This window comes from Pseudomonas fluorescens group sp. (genome assembly GCF_020093335.1).
GTDB classification, from domain to species: domain Bacteria; phylum Pseudomonadota; class Gammaproteobacteria; order Pseudomonadales; family Pseudomonadaceae; genus Aquipseudomonas; species Aquipseudomonas petroselini.
The window spans coordinates 79755-98955 of sequence record NZ_JAIOKW010000011.1 but is presented as its reverse complement, the minus strand read 5'-3'; the positions used below and the strand labels follow the sequence as shown (position 1 = coordinate 98955).

At 54.6% G+C, this 19201-nt stretch carries 21 protein-coding genes, 1 tRNA gene and 3 pseudogenes; 5 read left to right on the top strand and 20 right to left on the bottom strand.

Going from position 1 to position 19201, the window contains the following annotated elements:
• Nucleotides 1–278: 278 nt before the first annotated feature.
• Both K7431_RS14575 and K7431_RS14565 read left to right on the top strand, forming a co-directional pair.
• Nucleotides 279–497 carry a hypothetical protein gene (locus tag K7431_RS14575; RefSeq protein ID WP_043205637.1) on the top strand — a complete coding sequence of 73 codons (219 nt, stop codon included), beginning with the start codon at nucleotides 279–281 and terminating at the stop codon, nucleotides 495–497.
• Between the two features lie 336 nt (nucleotides 498–833).
• On the top strand, nucleotides 834–1094 hold the full coding sequence (locus K7431_RS14565) for a helix-turn-helix transcriptional regulator (RefSeq protein ID WP_080567205.1): 261 nt from the start codon (nucleotides 834–836) through the stop codon (nucleotides 1092–1094).
• 692 nt (nucleotides 1095–1786) lie between these two features.
• Here K7431_RS14565 and K7431_RS14560 read toward each other — a convergent pair.
• The 11 genes and pseudogenes from K7431_RS14560 to K7431_RS14510 form a co-directional block, all read right to left on the bottom strand.
• The gene (locus K7431_RS14560; RefSeq protein ID WP_148270927.1) at nucleotides 1787–2086 is read right to left on the bottom strand and encodes a hypothetical protein; all 300 of its coding nucleotides are present in this window, start codon (nucleotides 2084–2086) and stop codon (nucleotides 1787–1789) included.
• A 679-nt stretch (nucleotides 2087–2765) separates the two neighbouring features.
• A complete protein-coding gene (locus tag K7431_RS14555; protein ID WP_015884927.1) occupies nucleotides 2766–3299 on the bottom strand; it encodes a glycoside hydrolase family 19 protein in 534 nt (177 codons plus the stop codon).
• Nucleotides 3300–3399: 100 nt separating this feature from the next.
• On the bottom strand, nucleotides 3400–5388 hold the full coding sequence (locus tag K7431_RS14550) for an acyltransferase family protein (protein ID WP_015884928.1): 1989 nt from the start codon (nucleotides 5386–5388) through the stop codon (nucleotides 3400–3402).
• Nucleotides 5389–5502: 114 nt separating this feature from the next.
• Nucleotides 5503–5781, bottom strand: a complete 279-nt coding sequence (locus tag K7431_RS14545; RefSeq protein WP_224265932.1) for a tail fiber assembly protein — start codon at nucleotides 5779–5781, stop codon at nucleotides 5503–5505.
• 68 nt (nucleotides 5782–5849) lie between these two features.
• On the bottom strand, nucleotides 5850–7352 hold the full coding sequence (locus K7431_RS14540) for a hypothetical protein (RefSeq protein ID WP_052308682.1): 1503 nt from the start codon (nucleotides 7350–7352) through the stop codon (nucleotides 5850–5852).
• A gap of 11 nt (nucleotides 7353–7363) precedes the next feature.
• On the bottom strand, nucleotides 7364–7963 hold the full coding sequence (locus K7431_RS14535) for a YmfQ family protein (RefSeq protein WP_015884929.1): 600 nt from the start codon (nucleotides 7961–7963) through the stop codon (nucleotides 7364–7366).
• A pseudogene (locus K7431_RS14530) lies at nucleotides 7954–8625 on the bottom strand (baseplate J/gp47 family protein); the annotation flags it as partial. The gene K7431_RS14535 and the pseudogene K7431_RS14530, both read right to left, overlap by 10 nt.
• Entirely contained in the window at nucleotides 8565–8840 is a 276-nt protein-coding gene (locus tag K7431_RS14525) for a hypothetical protein (protein WP_043205643.1), read from the bottom strand. The pseudogene K7431_RS14530 and the gene K7431_RS14525, both read right to left, overlap by 61 nt.
• Nucleotides 8841–9332 (bottom strand): terminase small subunit, encoded by a 492-nt coding sequence (locus tag K7431_RS14520; RefSeq protein WP_043205644.1) that lies wholly within the window; start codon nucleotides 9330–9332, stop codon nucleotides 8841–8843. It abuts the gene before it with no gap.
• A gap of 181 nt (nucleotides 9333–9513) precedes the next feature.
• On the bottom strand, nucleotides 9514–9852 hold the full coding sequence (locus K7431_RS14515) for an HNH endonuclease (protein ID WP_015884931.1): 339 nt from the start codon (nucleotides 9850–9852) through the stop codon (nucleotides 9514–9516).
• A 158-nt stretch (nucleotides 9853–10010) separates the two neighbouring features.
• Nucleotides 10011–10256, bottom strand: a pseudogene (locus K7431_RS14510) (hypothetical protein); the annotation flags it as partial.
• Here K7431_RS14510 and K7431_RS14505 point away from each other — a divergent pair.
• A pseudogene (locus tag K7431_RS14505) lies at nucleotides 10255–10464 on the top strand (integrase); the annotation flags it as partial. The pseudogenes K7431_RS14510 and K7431_RS14505 sit on opposite strands and share 2 nt — an antisense overlap.
• A gap of 89 nt (nucleotides 10465–10553) precedes the next feature.
• Here K7431_RS14505 and K7431_RS14500 read toward each other — a convergent pair.
• From K7431_RS14500 to thrS, 9 genes are all read right to left on the bottom strand, one after another.
• Nucleotides 10554–10630: transfer RNA gene (locus K7431_RS14500), tRNA-Pro, on the bottom strand.
• A gap of 90 nt (nucleotides 10631–10720) precedes the next feature.
• Nucleotides 10721–11077, bottom strand: a complete 357-nt coding sequence (locus K7431_RS14495; protein WP_003174972.1) for a MerR family transcriptional regulator — start codon at nucleotides 11075–11077, stop codon at nucleotides 10721–10723.
• Nucleotides 11058–11360 carry an integration host factor subunit alpha gene (gene ihfA, locus K7431_RS14490; protein WP_002553164.1) on the bottom strand — a complete coding sequence of 101 codons (303 nt, stop codon included), beginning with the start codon at nucleotides 11358–11360 and terminating at the stop codon, nucleotides 11058–11060. The genes K7431_RS14495 and ihfA overlap by 20 nt, the downstream gene beginning before the upstream one ends.
• 3 nt (nucleotides 11361–11363) lie before the next feature.
• Nucleotides 11364–13742, bottom strand: coding sequence for a phenylalanine--tRNA ligase subunit beta (pheT, locus tag K7431_RS14485; protein WP_015884932.1), 2379 nt, complete (start codon nucleotides 13740–13742; stop codon nucleotides 11364–11366).
• Nucleotides 13743–13768: 26 nt separating this feature from the next.
• Nucleotides 13769–14785: a phenylalanine--tRNA ligase subunit alpha gene (gene pheS / locus K7431_RS14480; RefSeq protein ID WP_003192486.1), complete on the bottom strand. Its 1017-nt coding sequence runs from the start codon at nucleotides 14783–14785 to the stop codon at nucleotides 13769–13771.
• Nucleotides 14786–14894: 109 nt separating this feature from the next.
• Nucleotides 14895–15251: a 50S ribosomal protein L20 gene (gene rplT, locus K7431_RS14475; RefSeq protein ID WP_003174975.1), complete on the bottom strand. Its 357-nt coding sequence runs from the start codon at nucleotides 15249–15251 to the stop codon at nucleotides 14895–14897.
• A 30-nt stretch (nucleotides 15252–15281) separates the two neighbouring features.
• Nucleotides 15282–15476 (bottom strand): 50S ribosomal protein L35, encoded by a 195-nt coding sequence (gene rpmI, locus K7431_RS14470; RefSeq protein ID WP_002553160.1) that lies wholly within the window; start codon nucleotides 15474–15476, stop codon nucleotides 15282–15284.
• Nucleotides 15477–15536: 60 nt separating this feature from the next.
• A complete protein-coding gene (gene infC / locus K7431_RS14465) occupies nucleotides 15537–16088 on the bottom strand; it encodes a translation initiation factor IF-3 (RefSeq protein WP_015884933.1) in 552 nt (183 codons plus the stop codon).
• The gene (thrS, locus tag K7431_RS14460; RefSeq protein WP_015884934.1) at nucleotides 16088–18010 is read right to left on the bottom strand and encodes a threonine--tRNA ligase; all 1923 of its coding nucleotides are present in this window, start codon (nucleotides 18008–18010) and stop codon (nucleotides 16088–16090) included. Before thrS ends, infC begins: the two co-directional genes overlap by 1 nt.
• A 367-nt stretch (nucleotides 18011–18377) precedes the next feature.
• On the opposite strand from thrS, the gene K7431_RS14455 reads away from it, so the two are divergent.
• Together K7431_RS14455 and K7431_RS14450 are read left to right on the top strand one after the other, a co-directional pair.
• On the top strand, nucleotides 18378–18692 hold the full coding sequence (locus tag K7431_RS14455; protein WP_015884935.1) for a hypothetical protein: 315 nt from the start codon (nucleotides 18378–18380) through the stop codon (nucleotides 18690–18692).
• Between the two features lie 289 nt (nucleotides 18693–18981).
• The gene (locus tag K7431_RS14450; RefSeq protein ID WP_003234260.1) at nucleotides 18982–19194 is read left to right on the top strand and encodes a cold-shock protein; all 213 of its coding nucleotides are present in this window, start codon (nucleotides 18982–18984) and stop codon (nucleotides 19192–19194) included.
• The last annotated feature ends 7 nt before the right edge of the window (nucleotides 19195–19201 follow it).

The following is a 19201-nucleotide window of genomic DNA, read 5'->3' as shown; positions in this document are numbered from 1 at the left end:
GTTATGGGTCCATTCAGCGTAGTCGCGAAGGCAAGTATCAAGTCGGCCTTTAGACCAATGGTGGCTGTACGCCATGAAAAGCAAAAGTGCGGGCTCAATTACGGGAGGGATCAAATGAAGGGCTTTCTGCTTTTGCGACATCCTTTTCACCCGGCATTTACAGAACAGAGGGTAAGGTCGCCCTACTCCTTTGAAGAATTCCCTTTAGGCCCGCAGATAAGCGGGCCATTTTTTTGCCCGCGGCTATGCTTTCCATTCCCTCTACTGGAGACCAAGCAATGCCATCCCCCGAATACTCTCTCCCTGACACGCTCGAACGCATCTACGAGAACCAACTCGCGCTTGAGGCTGCTCTGATGGAGATGACGCTGCTCGTCGAAAGCCAGGGTAATGCCGAGGTCGGCGATAACGTGCGAGGCGCCCTGCAGACCATTGGCGAGAACGCCGGCCACATCAAGCAGGGCCTAGCACGACTTAAGCAAAGGCCTGGCGCGTAGAGAAAAACCCGGAGGACGTTATGAGCGAGGAATCAGAAATAATTTACGTTGCAGACCTGACGGGAATCCTGGGGCGAACAGAGGCCTCGATCAGAGAGGGAGTTCGCCGGGGCGTACCGTGGCTGCCAAAGGGTTTCAAGATGGACATCAGACATTGCTGGTTGAGAGCAGACGTAATGCAGTTTTTGAGGAACTACAGGGACGGCAGGGTTGAGAACAAGCCTGCAAGATTGGGGAGAAAGAGACAGACGCCACCTACACTGCAGAGCGCCAGCTGAGGCAGGATATGGTACGGCGACAACGCGGCGTAGATAAGCAAAAAAGGTAGGAGACCGAATGATCGATCAATGCGAAATAGTCTACATACCAGATATAGCAAAAATGCTTGGCCGAAGTGAGTCCTCTATCCGATCTGGAATTCAGACAGGAGCTGCCTGGCTTCCTAAAAGCTTCAAAATGGGAAATAGAATTTGCTGGCTTAGATCGGATGTCATGCAGTTTCTAGTCGATTGTCGGGATGGCAATATCCAGACCAAACCTAAAAGGCCCGGAAGGAAGCGTCAGATACCGCCTACCCTGAAAAGCATCGGCCGTTGATCAGGAATATCGGCATGGTCAATTACAAAACGGTGAGGCAGTTCTCCGCCGAGAGCGGTTATACCGAGGCTGCAATCAGGGCCAAAATGTCTGATGGGACTTGGGCTGAAAACCTAGTATGGCGACATGCTCCGGATAGACGTGTACTGATCGACGTGCGCGGGTATGAGGCATGGGTAGAAAGCACGATCGCTCCGATAGTCGTAATTCGCAGATTTCCGAAAGCGGTAGTCGGTCAGAAAGGACAAGCATCTCTAAGCCCTGCGCCTCTCGAATGAAGCATGCCTTTGGCTTAATTAGGCGTCCACTGCAATCGACGCCTAACGATGCTGGACAGGGATTTACGAATCCCCGCAAATCTCCCTACAGGCTTTCTACAGGAAAATCCCTGCCACGGCGTCCTGCCGACGAACACCACTCCCAAATCACCAACACCTCAATTACTGTATGCGCATACAGCATCTGAGTTGACCAACCATGAACGACATCGACGAAGACACCTCCGCGTGGCTTGGCTGCCCTACGCCCCTGGAAATGTACCGCCAGGATTGTCGCCTCTTCGAGAACGAAACCCAGGAACTGAACACCTGACCAATTTAATAACTAATATTTCGCCTTGCCATGCCAATGGTGGTCACGAAATTGTTAATAGATTGCTGCCTTGGCAGAGCATATAACGCAATACGGAACGGCTAAAAAGCTGCACTTTTCCTAACACATCTACCGAGTAAATTACCATGAGTTATCTCGCCAGTAACTCGATTTATAAACATTTCGCTCTCCCTATTAGACGCGATCAATCTACTCTCACTCAAAGCCCGAATTTTCCACTTATCATTATCTTCTACATCAATGATTGATTTATTTTCTAAATCCACATCATACGTATGCGGACAACACCCAAATCTATTATAGGTACAAACAAGTGTAAAATCTGAAGCCGAAACAATCGATGAAAAAAGCAATAAAGTTACAGATAATATACTTTTCATGACAATCCACTCCTTAGAAAAAATCTATATTCTGCAGAAATTATTTTCTTGTCCTACATACAAATAGCGCTTGTGTAACGAAACACGCGTACTCTTTGGACGATCCGCACGGCTTACATTGCTCATAGCCAGAAAATGACTCTCTGTCATATCTCCAGTTGCTACCTATGGAAGAACACTCTTCATGAGCATTATTAACCGCACTTATATGCGCAAGCTTAAGAGCCATATCGCGAGCGTAACAGGAGCCTGATTTACCCTCGACCACTATATTTTTGGACTCAGCTAATGCTAAGCAAGATATGGCGAAAAGCATAATCCCGGATACGACTAATTCAACGGCACGAGGTTTTCGATTAAGTTTCATGCAAAGCCTCTTCTAAGATAAATTAAAAGCCCCCGAGTGTTGACGCGCACTTAGGCTCCCTAAATGCTAGCAGACCGCCATCGTATAGCCACTACCGCCTGAATAATTTTGAGCACTGCCTTCGAACTGCAGTGACGGCACAATGGCAGCTTGAGCGATGAAAGCCTTGCAGTAGAAGGGACCGATGCGCCCCATATACTTTTCCTGCGACTCGCCTGTTCTATGCTCATCGCACCATTAAACGGAGCAATGGATATACCCTTCCGCCGAGTTGCCGATTGTATTCAGGTCTTCCAGCTGTTGATCGAACGGTCATGCCAACACCTTCAGCGCCTTGGCATACAGTGCTTGGCGGTCGGTCTGTCCGTTGAGCCCCCCGTTTATACGGCGGGTGATTTTCACGAACGCACCCTGGTCAGCGAGCGTGTTCAGTCCTTCGGCGGACCAGAACCAGGCCGCCGACATGGCGGCGTGCTGCGGCTGCTCCAGCAGCGTAGGCTGATTGACCAGGTCAAGGCCCAGCGCATCCCCGCACTCGGCGTAGTTCGCCCGGCCGGTGATCTGGAGTAGTCCACGCCCACGGTACTTTGATCCATCGCCCTTGAGCGTGTTGCCCAGGTCGGCGCGGCCTTCGTAGCCGGCCTGCTGCGCAGTTGGGCCCCAAATCTCGCGGACGTATCGCAACTGGCCCGACTCGTGCCCGACCTGGGCAATGAATGCGGAAACGCGTGCCGCTCCAACGATGCCGTAACGGTTCATGGCGGCATTCAGCACAGGAACAAAAACGCCGGCTTGGCGGCCGGCGTTTGGAAGTATCTGCAGCAACTGCTGCTCAGTGAGCGGCATAGTTTTCTCCAGGCAAAAAAAATGCCCGCTCATGGCGGGCAAAGTTGGTAGTTTTTAGCTAGGCGCTCGAATGAACTTACCGCTTTTGCAAATAACTCTCTCATCTCGGAAACTTAGATACGAGTTGCTCAGACCCCTCTTCTGTAAGGTGCCCTTCATCCCATGCCGACAGAGTGCGCCCCTCGTCACCGAATCTGGTAATACAACCGTCTTCGTTGCAAAGTATGCTCTTAGCAGAAATATACCTAGCACCAAGACTTTCTACTAGTTTACGCAATGACTCTTCGGACGCCATGCCTACTGGGTCCAATCCGAAAGACATCCTCTCAGGCACCTCACGCCCATCCGACTTCTGAAAGTATCGATAAAGTTGTTTAGGAAGAGACTCTTTCCATTCGGGCACTGGGCCAATAACATCGATATCACTTATGCCAAAAGATTGAAGCGCTATAATTGTGTCTTTTATTCCATTCCAATTATAAATATCCCATCTCGCAGAAAGCACAACCCTATCAGGGTGATTGATTCTTGCATAATTAATCACCATATTATTTATGGAAAAACACATCGGCCTAAACAGACCAGCAGCATCGTCCAGCTTCAAACCTAAAATCGGAGGGCATCCGGATGCATTTCTTTGAATTATTGCGTACTCAACACCAAAGCTTTTTTTGTAGCCCGCATACAGATGAGCGGCATGAGAATCCCCCCAAAGCAAAAGGCTTTTTCTATTACCACTAGACTCATCCTTGCAATTAGAAAAAAGAGCCTCACCCTGATCTACATCCAAATAACAAGTCCCTCGACGATATACGTAATCAGGATCAAATTTATAAGTAGTTATACTTTGGATAATAGCCGGAAATCTCTGCGGAACCCCCTCAGACCTGTATATGTAAAAACCTATGCCAGCAAGAATTGCCATCGACACTACCAAGATATATTCGACTGTAATACGCATAGGTAGCTCACGTAGCGGCTTCTCAACGAACCTGTACGTAAGCCATGCTAGCAAGACTGAGACAGCTACTGCTCCGATTCTCCACTCCCTTGCTGGCATATCACCAACCGATATTCTAAGAAAAGTAAGAACGGGCCAATGCCACAGGTATAATGGAAAGCTTATAAGCCCAAACCAAACAGCGATTTTATTGGACAAGATAGCCCTATTCAAAAATGCCGAAGGCCCTGAAGATATCAGGCATGCAGCTCCCAAAACGGGTAATAACGCCCAGTACCCAGGGAAGGACATTTCAGAGTTTATATTCCACAATGCCAAACCAATCAAAACAAATCCTGTTATCGAGGCCAGCTCAACAACTATTTTTTTTGCTTCAATTGGAGAGCGCCGGAATAATGCAACTAAAAGCCTTTGCTGGACGAATTTCTTCGTGCACGCCAAACGCCCCTCAGAGGAAAATGAACAATACGCCAAAAAAGAACCAACCAGAAGTTCCCAGAATCTCGTGTAAGGGGAATAAAATGCCTCGGTCGGTGCGCTATTGACAATTTCAACATTTGCTAAAAATGAACCCGCGCACAAAACAGTTACCAGCCAAAACCAACTAAGTCCTCGCCACCATGCAATCCATGCCAAAAGCGGCCAAAATATATAAAACTGCTCTTCTACTCCCAGACTCCAAAGATGAAGCATCGGTTTAAGGTCAGAAGATCTATCAAAATAACCAGACTCAAACCAGAGCATTATATTTGATAAGAATGCTGAACCGCCAACAATATGCTTTCCGAGTTCAGCAAGCTCTTTAGGAAGAAGTGCGAACCAACCATAGAGCAAACTTAAAACCATAACAACAATCAAAGCAGGAAATATTCTCCTAATTCGTCTAGCGTAGAATACGCGAAAGCTAAAAACTTTCAATGCTACACTATTGAATATTATTGTTGATATCAAATAGCCTGATATAACAAAGAAAACATCAACGCCTATAAATCCACCTCTAATCAAAGAAGGGAACGCGTGAAATGCTACGACTGAGAGGACAGCTAAAGCACGCAGCCCGTCTATGTCTGGCCTATAGTTAGGATGGACGATAGATCTACTAAAGTCCGGGGCTTTTGTGGCGGTCAAATGCTTTCGTCCTTAAACATATAAGCTCTGGGCTCTTTCTTCTGATAGGGCATGGTGAGGGCGCCGGCAGTATAACGATGCATAACCTCACCAGCCACAACCGTGACACACGATCTAAGTCGGCTCATCTGGCCAGTTGATCGCCCCAGGGAAGCCAAGCTGATCTGGTACGCGATTCACTGCAACCCGGTACTGCTTCCACTTCTTTAGCCTAAAGGTTTCTTCCGTCGTCACGTCATCGAGATCTACAGCGTCCTGAAGCGGTGCAATACGTAGGGCCGCTATGGTCAGCAGGCGATCACGCTCAGCAAGCGCGGAGGCCAATACCTCTTCTGCTGTTGGCACGGGCAGAGGAGGCGTTGGCTGGTCTTGGTAAAAAATCTCACCGGACACCAGGTCGTCTTCTGAATCGACGGGCCTGCACGACCAGGGACTCGGTATAACTGCATATCCATTCATAATCAGCACTCCCATCCAGTAGCCACGACCATATTGCCCGCGAGATTGCTTGCCCATTGCATGGTTTGCGATGCGCCTACCACAAAATTAAATGGTGTAGATCCGCTACCAGTGCCGTTCCCAGTATGTTGCAGGCAGCACGGTGGCGGGTTTGTCGTGGAGTTAATGCCACCGTAGTTGTTGCTTGGCGCCGCCATGCCAACACCGCCGCCCGACGTTACCGACAGAAACCCGGCAATGTTAAGACGGTTCGGGGGGATGAATGCGGATAGCGAAATCGGAGACCATGTAGGCGTCCCAACGGCTCCAACAATGCCCTGAGCCATCATCCGAACAATGGCTAGATTTGTTCCCGCCGCTGGTTCCCATCGAAAGATTTTGTCTATTTTCGTGCCGGGCAGAGGCCACTTGTTACCCGTTCCGTCAGTGCGCACCTCATGCACTGGCGCCCAGTGCGTATAGCCTGCGGGCAATGTAGGCCCGTTCTCACTAGCAGAAAGCAGCCCGTTCGGGTTGGTGGCGCTGACGGGTAAGGACGGGTTCCAGATCAAATGCTTGTAATACCAGGCATTGGCGTTTTGGCTATTTGCGGAACCAACATCTATCCCGCCAGCACCCGCCACGGCAAACGATGCAGCACAGCTCACTGACCGCAGAGTCACGTAATTGCCAGAACCATTCTCAAGCGTGACCTCGTCCGCCGTCGTGGTGACGACTGCGCTCAATCCTGTAGTAGTGACTTTTAAGTTCTTGGCTGCACCACGCGCGCCAACCGTCGAAACAAGCGCAACGGGAAGAGGGTCTATTAGAACAAAGTCTGTCCCGTCATAAACAATGTCAGATACAAGCCCAGCTGATGTAACGGCACTGACTTTAGCCCCTGTGCTGTCGTATTGTTTAAGGCTTTTAGCCCCTAGGGCGTTAACATTGATAGTTGGGTTAACACCGCTGGGCACGTGGAAGTTTACGTTTAAGCGCAGCATAAACCCGTAAGAAGTTAGCCCAGGAATATTGCTCAGCACGTATGCCGTGGCCGTTCCAGCTGTTGCGCCGGCATTCAAAGTTTGCGCTTGTAAAACGGCGGCAAGTTTTTTAGGAGTTATGGCCGCGCTGTCGTCCGTGCCCGTGTTAGCCTGAGAAAGAGTAGCGATTTTCAACCATCCAAACGCACTCTCTGTCGCCTGTTTAACCACCTTGGCAATTGCCTGAAACACCCTTAGAGGGCTCATGGACTTGTCGTCGATCGTCCCGTCTTCAGCCTCAGCCTTGGTTGCAAATGGGACCGCGCTGTCGGAAACGATATTGTGGATAGCGGCCGACAATTGGGTTTTGTCATCCTCATCAGGGGCGAGGCCCCCGTCTTCGATGACCTTCAGAATCTCAAGGGTGACCGCATTACCCCATGCCGAAGGAATCAACGAGCCCGGTGTCCCGGCCAATGGATCCTCATCAATAAACTTGCCATCCACCAACCCAACGCTGGGCACACTTTTCGGAAAATCCACGTTCTTACCCCTCAGTCGTAATTGATGTGCACAACGGTATGTGCCGGCGCCGGCCGCCGGATCAGGCATTCCAGGGCATTGCCCGGGTTTGTGCCGAAACGCTCACCCCAGTAGCTGACCCCGAAGCGTCGGCCCTGCCGCTGCCGGCCTCCAGTGTTCAGCGTCCACATAAACTGGGCGTTCCAAGTGCCAAAATGCGCAGAGCCAAAACGAGAACGCCCCATACGGGGCGCTCTGTGCTCGGTGATGTTTGCGCCTGGGTACCCTTGGCTTACCGCGATTTCTATGAAGTAGCTGCGGCTCTGCCCGCCAACCTCGACCAGGCGCCGGCGAACCGCCAGACGACGATCTTCAAACGCCGGGTTCGGCCCAAGGCAGCTGTCCGGCAGTCCCATGATCGATTCCCAATCGGGAACGAGCTCGCTAACCCCTGCCGGGTCCATTTCGTTCAGCAGGGCTACAGCCCTCGCATCCACGCGTGAGAACTCCAGAGCGACGCCGGATAGCACCAGTGCGACTTCTGGTACAAGTTCAGGATCCCAGGCAGGGCCAGGGGGAAGCAGACCTTGAAGCTGCACCCGATATTCTTCCGGCGTTCTAATCACAGCCATGTGATACCCCCGAAGGTAAGAAGCTGGTTGGCAGAGGGCACAACGTTTGCCGCCGGCGAGATGAGCTGGTGATCAGTTTCGCCGGCAGACCCACTGATAGCCTCGGCTATGTGGGTGAGCAGAAGTGTTTCGCCGAGCCCAGCTTCCCGCTCGTGAAGGTCAACAAGCTGGGCCTGGATAGCGGCGCGTACTGCTGATGTGTCGGGTACGGCGTGGATTTGGTAGACCAGAGGCACTTCGACTGGGGCCAGCACATAAAGCTCAGCGGTAACTGGCCGTAGGGACTCGATATAGGCCTTCACCTCAGCCAGTTGCGCGGGATTTGGTACTGGCTCGGCGTCACCATCACGCATCACGAATAGACCAACAGTGCCAGGCCCAAGGTAGTTGCCTCGGCACCATGCTCGCGTGACACCGGGCACCTCAAGCGCCCAGGTCTCGTAGTCATCTTTCGAACCGCCGTGCGGGATTACGCGGTAGGACCGAACAATGCGCGCGCGCAGCGACTCAACGCTCTCTTGAGCAATGCCGCCGGTGAGCCCAGGAGCAAGCACGGTGAAGGTATTGACCACCCCCTCAACTGGCTGGATCAACTTCAACGTCAGACCAGCGTCGGCATTTCCGAGAACGCCCGCATCAACGGCGGCAATTGTGGTGTTGTTTGGTCGTACGCTCCAAAAATGGACGCAACCAGGTCAAAGACCCACTCGGCACATGCCTCACCGAAAGTAGGGCTGCCCGGGGCGTCGACAATCTTCAACTGCTTGAAGACCGCAAGCGCTTCTTCTGCTGCTTCTGGAAATATGGGAGGCGGAATTATCGAATCGCCACGGCGCAGACGATCAGCCCAGTCCGGGCATGCGGTCGTCCATTCCATTTATTTCACCGATCTAAGAGGTGGAGGTGGAGCTGCGCTTGATCCAAAGCGGCCACTGGCTTTCTTCGCCGCTTCCTGTTGATCAACCTTCTTGCCCGCCTCACCCTTTCTCGGATGAATGAACGGCATCAACGCTTTTGCTGCGTCGACCCGAAGCTTCGCATCAGCCTCGAAGTCGTTCATGGTCGCCATCAAAAACGCTTTTGGATCAGAAAATGTTAGCGCCCGGGACAGATCAAAAGCTGGCTCGTGGTCTTCGGCCTCGTTCGGGTTGACCAGCAAGGCCTGTTTTTTTGCCCCTCCTTTGGACTTAACATTTTTGTTAAAGCCAGTGCGCGCCAACTCGGCCAGCACATGAGGGTCTTTCGCGAGCCTTGCTCCAGCCTGTGCCGCGCTGGAAGCGGCGTAGCCAGCAGCTATCGCCGCTTCTTTATTGGACGCACCTCCCCTCAAAGCGTCGGCAAAAGCGCGCTTTTTCGGTGTTAACGCCATTAACAAAAATCTCAGGAGGGGAAAAAATCCGTCCGTGCGGGGGCGAGTGGTCTAGAAGCTTTCGACTTCTCAAAAATTTACCCCCCCCGGGTCGGGGCACTGACGTGCCGCACCAACTCGGTGCAGTATGAGGGGAGTTGGCGTGCTACACGCCGACGAACGGCCAACCAACAGCCAGTCGTCATGACCGAGGCATACACGCCTCTTCCCGCTTCTTCACAATGTCGTGGCAAGGCTTGCACAGCGATTGCCAGTTCGATCGATCCCAGAACAGCACCATATCGCCGCGATGCGGGATGATGTGGTCGACAATGCATGCCGCGGAAACTCTGCCATCACGGTCACAGTAAACGCAGAGTGGGTTGTCATTGAGGTGGACAAGGCGAGCCTGCTGCCACTCGTAGTTGTATCCACGCTGCCCAGACGTGCGCTTGTCGGAACGCCAAGACTCAGGGTCAGCTGTAGCTATGCGATCGCCCTGAGTCTTGACTCTCGTGGCGAGAGTAGTAAGTCGCGCCATGGGGTGATCTCTACTTGCTCTGACTGCGTTTTATCTGGGCGTCTACCTGGTCAGCACACGTGTCGAGAAGATTGATCGCCCTGTCCTTCAGCTCCCACACATCGCCATTCAGGCGAAGGTCGGCTGCACCCTCATCTACCCGTTCGCACGGGATCAGCTCAGGGGCTTCCAGCCTTACGGCCTGGGTCTTTGTCACTACCACCGGCTTTGCCGCGCAGGCCGTCAGGCAGAGGCTGAGCAGCCCAGTCACGAACAGGCTTGCTGTTGCGCTTGAGGTCTTCAAAGTTCTTCTCCGCCTTTTTCGCTTTGTCCTGGCTGGCCTTGAGGCGCTTTGCCAGGTCGGTCTGGTATTCGGCATTGCGCTTTGCTTCAGCGCGCAGGGTGGTGATGGTGGCCTGGCTCTGCTACGCGGGATGGAAGGAAGAAGAGATGCCGGGCTTCCATGAAGTACGAGCGCTATCGCTGCACCTATACAAGAAAGCCGGTAAGGATGGGCAGAAGATCGCAGGGCACGCGAGTGAGGGCATGACCAAGAACTACCAGCGGGACCACGAGGAAATCATCTGGTCCGAGGCAATTCCGGACCTAAATATCAGCGAAATCACCGGGTAGTTTTGCGCCAGTTTTGCGCGGGTTTTGCGCAGGCACAAAAAAGCCGATCTAGCTGATCGGCTTAAGTGTCTGATTTTACTCAGGAATAATGGTCGGGACGGAGTGATTCGAACACTCGACCCCTAGCACCCCATGCTAGTGCGCTACCGGACTGCGCTACGCCCCGACTAGGCGTGTTACTGGGTTCGCTTCTTGACGAAGCGATCCGGAATATACCGCAAGCTTTTGAAATGTGGAAGTATTTTAAAAGCCGGAATTACTTTTTCAGAACCACCAGCACATCTTCGAGCTCGGAGATCATCTGGCGGATCAGTTGCTTGTATTGGGTGGTGTCGTCTTTGGCTTCATCACCGGACATGCGCTGGCGTGCGCCGCTGATGGTGAACCCCTGGTCGTACAGCAACGCGCGGATCTGTCGGATCATCAGCACATCCTGGCGCTGATAATACCGACGGTTCCCGGTGCGTTTGACGGGGTTGAGTTGAGGAAACTCCTGCTCCCAATAGCGCAGCACGTGCGGTTTTACCGCACAGAGCTCGCTGACTTCACCAATGGTGAAGTAGCGTTTGCCTGGGATGACGGGTAGCTCGTCGTTATGACTTGGTTCCAGCATAAGCCTCAACTCGGGCCTTCAACTTCTGCCCTGGACGAAAGGTGACCACACGGCGAGCCGTGATCGGGATTTCTTCTCCCGTTTTTGGATTGCGGCCAGGCCGCTGGCGTTTGTCCCGCAGGTCAAAATTGCCGAAACCGGACAATTTGACCTGTTCGTTGTCTTCCAGAGCGTGTCTGATCTCTTCAAAAAACAGCTCGACCAATTCCTTGGCTTCGCGTTTGTTCAGACCCAACTCTTCGTACAGACGTTCCGCCATCTCAGCTTTCGTCAAAGCCCCCATACGTCACTTCCTTAACGTGGCGTTCAACCTTTGTTCGAGCGAGGTGAGGATATTTTGTGTCGTGGTATTCACCTCATCGTCATTAAGAGTGCGCGATGGATGCTGCCAGGTCAAGCCAACTGCGAGGCTTTTTCTATGCGGATCAATACCTTTACCCTGATAGACGTCAAATAGCCTGAGGTCTGTCAGCCATTCCCCTGCATTTTCACGGATTACGTCCAGAACGGCAGTCGCGGCCACTTCGCGGTCGGCGATCAGCGCCAAATCACGGCGCACTTCAGGGAAGCGCGACAGCTCGCTGAATTTAGGCATTTTGCCCGAGGCGACTTCAGCCAGGACCAGTTCGAACACGAAGACCGGACGGTCGAGACCGAGGGTTTTCGACAGTTCAGGGTGAATGGCACCGACGAAGCCCACCAGGCGCCCTTCGCGCTCGATACGTGCCGTCTGGCCCGGGTGCAATGCCGGATGGCTGCCAGGAACGAAGGTGAAGGCATCCAGAGCACCGGCAAAGCCCAGCACCGCTTCTACGTCAGCCTTGACGTCGAAGAAGTCCACGGCATCGCGGCCCTGCGCCCAGCCTTCCGGCAGACGGCTACCGCACACCACGCCAGCGAGCATTGGCTCTTGTTTCAGGCCGTCGAGCTGGCCGACAAAACGCAGGCCGCTTTCGAACATACGCACGCGATCTTGCTGACGGTTCAGGTTATGGGAAAGTGCTTTCACCAGGCCTGGCCACAGGGACGAACGCATGGCCGCCATGTCGTTGGAGATCGGGTTCGCCAGCAGCAGCGGCTCGACGCCAGGGCTGAACAGCTCGAACTGTTTAGGATCGATGAAGCTGTAGGTCACCGCTTCCTGGTAGCCACGGGCAACCAGCAGACGACGCAGCTCAGGCAGGTGCGCACGCGCCTCGGCCTTGGGTTGCGGCGCGAGGCGCGCTTGCGGGTAACGAACCGGCAGGCGGTTGTAGCCGTAGAGGCGAGCCAACTCTTCGATCAGGTCGACTTCCAGGCTGATATCGAAGCGATGGCTTGGCACTTCAACGGTCCACTGCCCTTCCCCGCCTGCGGAAATACCCAGGCCGAGAGCGGATAACAGTTGCTCGATTTCAGCCGGCGCGATGACCAGGCCGAGCATCTGCTCGACACTTTTGGCACGCAGGGTGATCGGCGCAACGGACGGCAAGTACTGCTCGCTGACGGTTTCGGTGATCGGACCCGCTTCGCCGCCGGTGATTTCCAGCAGCAGGCCAGTGGCGCGCTCCATGGCTTCACGCGCCAGCTTCCAGTCCACGCCGCGCTCGTAGCGGTGCGACGCATCGGTGTGCAGGCCGTAGGAGCGGGCCTTGCCGGCGATGGCGATCTGGTCGAAGAAGGCACTCTCAAGGAACACGTCGCGGGTGGTCTCGGACACACCGCTGTGCTCGCCACCCATCACGCCGGCAATCGCCAGGGCGCGGGAGTGGTCGGCGATGACCAGGGTGTCGGCACGCAGGCTGACTTCCTGGCCGTCGAGCAGCACCAGCTTCTCGCCTTCTTCCGCCATGCGTACGCGGATGCCGCCGTTGATTTCGGCGAGGTCGAACGCATGCAGTGGTTGGCCCAGCTCCAGCATCACGTAGTTGGTAATGTCGACGGCCGCGTCGATGCTGCGCACGTCAGCACGGCGCAGGCGCTCAACCATCCACAACGGGGTTGGCTTGGACAGGTCGACGTTACGGATCACACGCCCCAGGTAACGCGGGCAGGCGTTTGGCGCCAACACGTCGATCGGGCGTACTTCATCGTGTACCGCAGGCACGGCGGCAACCGCAGGGCGGGTGACCGGAGCGTTGTACAACGCGCCCACTTCACGCGCCAGGCCGGCCAGGGACAGGCAGTCGCCACGGTTCGGGGTCAGGTCGACCTCGATGCTGGCGTCTTCCAGTTCCAGGTAAACGCGGATGTCCTGGCCCACCGGCGCATCGGCCGGCAGTTCCATCAGGCCATCATTGCCCTCGCCGACCTGCAGCTCCGCCTGGGAGCACAGCATGCCGTTGGACTCGACGCCACGCAGCTTGGCTTTCTTGATCTTGAAATCGCCTGGCAGCTCGGCACCGATCATGGCGAATGGGATCTTCAAGCCCGGGCGCACGTTAGGCGCTCCGCACACGACCTGGAAGGTTTCCGCGCCATTGCTGACCTGGCACACACGCAACTTGTCGGCATCGGGATGCTGCTCGGTACTCAGCACCTCGCCCACTACGACACCGCTGAAAACACCGGCGGCCGGAGTGACGCTATCGACCTCAAGACCGGCCATCGACAGACGAGCAACCAGCTCGTCGCGATCTACCTGCGGGCTTACCCAGCCGCGCAGCCATTGTTCACTGAATTTCATCCTGCTCTCCTAAAGATTCGTTACGACTAGCGAAATTGCGCGAGGAACCGCAAGTCGTTGTCGAAGAACAGACGCAAGTCGTTCACGCCGTAACGCAGCATGGCCAGACGCTCAACGCCCATGCCGAAGGCAAAGCCCGAGAACTCTTCCGGATCAATGCCGGACATGCGCAGCACGTTGGGGTGAACCATGCCGCAGCCCATCACTTCCAGCCAGCCGGTCTGTTTGCAGACGCGGCAGCCTTTACCGCTGCACATCACGCACTCCATGTCGACTTCAGCGGAGGGTTCGGTGAACGGGAAGAACGATGGACGGAATCGCACCGCCAGCTCTTTCTCGAAGAACACCCGCAGGAATTCTTCGATGGTGCCTTTGAGGTCGGCGAAGTTGATATCGCGATCAACCAGCAGGCCTTCGACCTGGTGGAACATCGGCGAGTGGGTGATATCGGAGTCGCTGCGGTACACACGGCCTGGGCAGACAATGCGAATCGGCGGCTTGTTCGCTTCCATGGTGCGGACCTGTACCGGCGAGGTATGGGTGCGCAACAACATGTTCGCGTTGAAATAGAAGGTGTCGTGCATCGACCGGGCCGGGTGATGACCTGGGATGTTGAGCGCCTCGAAGTTGTGATAGTCGTCTTCGACCTCAGGGCCTTCGGCGATACCGTAGCCAATGTGGGTGAAGAACTGCTCGATACGTTCCAGAGTCCGGGTGATCGGGTGCAGACCGCCCGAGGCCTGGCCACGGCCAGGCAGGGTTACGTCAATGGACTCGGCGGCGAGCTTGGCCGCAAGATCGGCCTCCTCGAGCGATGCCTTGCGCGCATTGAGAACCTCTGTGACACGCTCTTTGGCGACGTTGATCAGCGCACCGACTTGCGGACGCTCTTCAGCCGGCAAATTCCCCAGGGTCTTCATCACCTGAGTCAATTCACCTTTTTTGCCAAGGTAGTGAACCCGGATTTGCTCCAGGGCATTTACATCTTCAGCGCTTTGCACTGCCTCAAGGGCTTGAGCAACGAGCGCGTCCAGGTTTTCCATGTACAGACTCCAGATACAAAATAGGGGAAGAGCTTGAAGGCTCTTCCCCTATTTATGACGTTTACCACCATGGACTACAGGAGTAGCCCAGGGTGACTGTCGGGGGTACTTAAGCCAAGGTGGCTTTAGCTTTCTCGACAATCGCAGCAAACACCGCTTTTTCGTTCACGGCCAGTTCAGCCAGAACCTTACGGTCGATTTCGATGGACGCTTTTTTCAGGCCAGCGATGAAACGGCTGTAGGACAGACCGTTAACACGTGCACCGGCGTTGATACGAGCGATCCACAGAGCGCGGAACTGACGTTTTTTCTGACGACGGTCGCGGTAGGCGTATTGGCCTGCCTTGATTACCGCTTGCTTGGCAACACGGAATACGCGTGAACGCGCGCCGTAGTAGCCTTTAGCAAGTTTCAGAATTTTTTTGTGACGTTTACGGGCAATGACGCCACGCTTTACACGAGCCATGAGTTACTTCCTCTATTCTTGATCCAAAAATTAACGAAGGCGCAGCATGCGCTCGACTTTTGCCACGTCAGACGGATGCAGCAAGCTGCTACCGCGCAGTTGACGCTTACGCTTGGTCGACATTTTGGTCAGGATGTGGCTCTTGAAAGCGTGCTTGTGCTTGATACCGTTAGCAGTTTTCAGAAACCGCTTAGCAGCACCACTTTTAGTCTTCATCTTTGGCATGTTCGGATACTCCGCATTCAGTTGATAAACATAATCAGAAGGCCTGCCGTGCCCTGTTGATTACTTCTTCTTTTTCGGGGCGATGACCATGATCAGCTGGCGTCCTTCCATCTTAGGATGCTGCTCGACGGAACCGTACTCCAGCAGGTCAGCTTCAACCCGCTTGAGGAGTTCCATCCCCAGCTCCTGGTGGGCCATCTCACGGCCGCGGAATCGCAAGGATACCTTGGCCCTGTCCCCATCACTCAGGAAACGTACCAGGTTGCGCAGTTTTACCTGGTAATCCCCTTCCTCCGTCCCTGGACGAAACTTGATTTCTTTTACTTGAATCTGCTTCTGGTTCTTCTTCGCTGCGGCAACCTGCTTCTTCTTTTCGAAGATCGACTTGCCGTAGTCCATCACCCGGCAAACGGGTGGGATTGCATCGGCGGAAATTTCCACCAAGTCCAATTTGGACTCTTCAGCAATACGAAGCGCTTCATCAATCGAGACGATGCCAATCTGCTCGCCGTCAGCGCCAATTAACCGAACCTCGCGTGCCGAGATATTCTCGTTGATCGGGGCTTTCGGTGCAGCTCGTTTATCTTGTCTCATTTCACGCTTAATAATAATTACTCCGAATCTGGGCGACCACGCCGGGAAACCGCTTGCGCGAGGAACTCAGCGAACTGGGCGACGGGCATCGAGCCCAGGTCAGCACCTTCACGAGTACGCACAGCGACAGTCTGCATCTCGACTTCCCGATCTCCGATAACCAAGAGATAGGGAACCTTGAGCAAAGTATGCTCGCGGATTTTAAAGCCGATCTTTTCATTTCTCAAGTCGGACTTGGCACGAAATCCGCTTTCGTTGAGTGTTTTTTCAACTTCAGCGGCAAAATCTGCCTGTTTATCAGTGATATTCATGATCACTGCCTGAGTCGGCGCCAGCCACGCAGGGAATGCACCCTCGTAGTGCTCGATCAGGATCCCGACGAACCGTTCGAACGAGCCGAGGATCGCCCGGTGCAGCATAACCGGGTGTTTACGGCTGTTGTCTTCGGAGACGTATTCGGCTCCCAGACGGATCGGCAGGTTAAAATCGAGCTGCAGGGTACCACACTGCCAGACGCGGCCAAGGCAATCTTTCAGCGAGAACTCGATCTTCGGACCGTAGAACGCGCCCTCACCCGGCTGCAGGTCGTACGCAAGCCCCGCACTGTCCAGCGCTGCGGCCAATGCAGCTTCGGCGCGATCCCACAGCTCGTCGGAGCCGACGCGCTTTTCCGGACGAGTGGACAGTTTCATCTCAACTTCGGTGAAGCCGAAATCGCGATAAACGTCCATGGTCAGTTTGATGAACGCCGCGGATTCGGCCTGCATCTGCTCTTCAGTGCAGAAGATGTGGGCGTCGTCCTGGGTGAAGCCACGCACACGCATGATGCCGTGCAGCGCACCCGACGGCTCGTTACGGTGACAGGCACCAAACTCGGCCAGGCGCATCGGCAACTCGCGGTAGCTCTTCAGGCCCTGGTTGAACACCTGCACGTGGCATGGGCAGTTCATTGGCTTGATGGCGTAATCGCGGTTTTCCGACTGGGTGGTGAACATGTTGTCGGCGTAGTTGGCCCAGTGCCCGGATTTCTCCCACAGGCTGCGGTCAACGACCTGGGGAGTCTTGATCTCCAGGTAGCCGTTTTCGCGCTGAACCTTGCGCATGTACTGCTCGAGCACCTGGTACAGGGTCCAGCCGTTGGGGTGCCAGAACACCATGCCCGGCGCTTCTTCCTGGAGGTGGAACAGGTTCAGGCGCTTGCCGATCTTGCGATGGTCGCGTTTTTCGGCTTCTTCGATGCGCTGGATGTAGGCCGCCAGCTGCTTCTTGTCAGCCCAGGCAGTGCCGTAGATCCGCTGCAGTTGCTCGTTCTTCGCGTCGCCACGCCAGTAGGCGCCGGACAGCTTGGTCAGCTTGAAGGACTTGAGGAAGCGTGTGTTCGGCACGTGCGGGCCACGGCACATGTCGACGTATTCTTCGTGGTAGTACAGGCCCATGGCCTGCTCGTCCGGCATGTCTTCCACCAGGCGCAGCTTGTAGTCTTCGCCACGGGCGGTGAACACGTCGATCACTTCGGCGCGCGGCGTGACTTTCTTGATCACGTCGTAATCTTTTTCGATCAGCGCGTGCATGCGTTGTTCGATGGCGGCCATATCGTCCGGGGTGAAAGGACGCTCGTAGGCGATGTCGTAATAGAAGCCTTCGTCGATGACCGGGCCGATTACCATCTTCGCGGTTGGATACAGCTGCTTGACCGCGTGGCCAATCAAGTGAGCGCAAGAGTGGCGAATGATCTCCAGCCCCTCTTGGTCCTTGGGCGTGATGATTTGCAGGCTGGCGTCGTTGGTGATCAGGTCGCTGGCGTCAACCAGCTTGCCGTCGACCTTGCCGGCCACGGTGGCCTTGGCCAGGCCTGCACCAATGGATGCGGCGACCTCGGCTACGGAAACCGAATGATCGAATGAACGTTGACTGCCGTCGGGAAGAGTAATAGTTGGCATGGCGCCTCCTCTCCTAGTGGTGACCCCTACCAAAGGTCACGTGGGTTGGGATGAGCCAGTACAAGATCCAACACCAGGCCGTTCAGTGATGAACGCCTGCCTTACAGCGGCAGGAGCCTTTCGGCCAACCGATAATCGAACCAGAGTGACTGGAGTGAGCTAAAAAGAACATGGCAAGGCGGCAATTGGCGCGCCTGGAAATAGCCAAGCGCAAGATCCTAGCACAGATGAACGGTCATCGCGGGGCTGCTATCTTGCGTAAAGACAAATTCCGGCCTTTATAGCTGCAAAAGTGAACTTGAGCTGTACGCAATGCCTCAAACCCACTGAGAATCGCCGTTCGTCCTCGACCCAAAGGAGCATCCTCATGATGCGTTTTACCTCCACCCTCGCTCTCGCCGCTTCCCTGACCCTCCTTTCCCTCGGCGCGCAGGCAGCAGCCCCGTCGAACTGGCCAGCCGGTGCCCGTGACAGCTTCGTCAGCGATTGCAGCGCAGCCGCCAGCCAGAACGTGGACGCCAAAACTGCCAAAGCCCACTGCGAATGTGGCGCTGACAAGATCAACGCCGAATTGAGCACTGCGGAAATCAAAGAGCTCATGACCAACCAGAACGCCAGCCCGGAGCTGAAAAACAAGGCCGTCGCGGCTATTTCGTCCTGCAAAGTCGTGAAGAAAAAGTAAGATTTGCCGCTGATCTCACGGCTTTTTTGGCGGTAAAACAGGCTTAAAACTGCCGCTTCTCACAAATTACGCAGCTTTTACGGCTTTTTTTACCAGTTGATATTTCGAGCCAAAGCCCCGTAAATCGGGGCTTTCAGCCGGATCAGGCACTAAACGCAACGCTATTGATTAGCAAACAATGCCTTGGGGGGGCTCCCAAGCCGAACATTTCGACTATGATAGCCCGGTGTGCCCAGTTGGCCTGAGCAGCACAGCACTACTGAAAATATATGTTTCTTGGAGATACACCATGTCTAATCGCCAAACCGGCACCGTTAAATGGTTCAACGATGAAAAAGGCTTCGGCTTCATCACTCCTCAAGGTGGCGGTGACGACCTGTTCGTACACTTCAAAGCTATCGAAAGCGACGGTTTCAAAAGCCTGAAAGAAGGCCAAACCGTTTCCTTCGTGGCTGAGAAAGGCCAAAAGGGTATGCAAGCTGCACAGGTTCGCGGCGAGTAATTCTCCG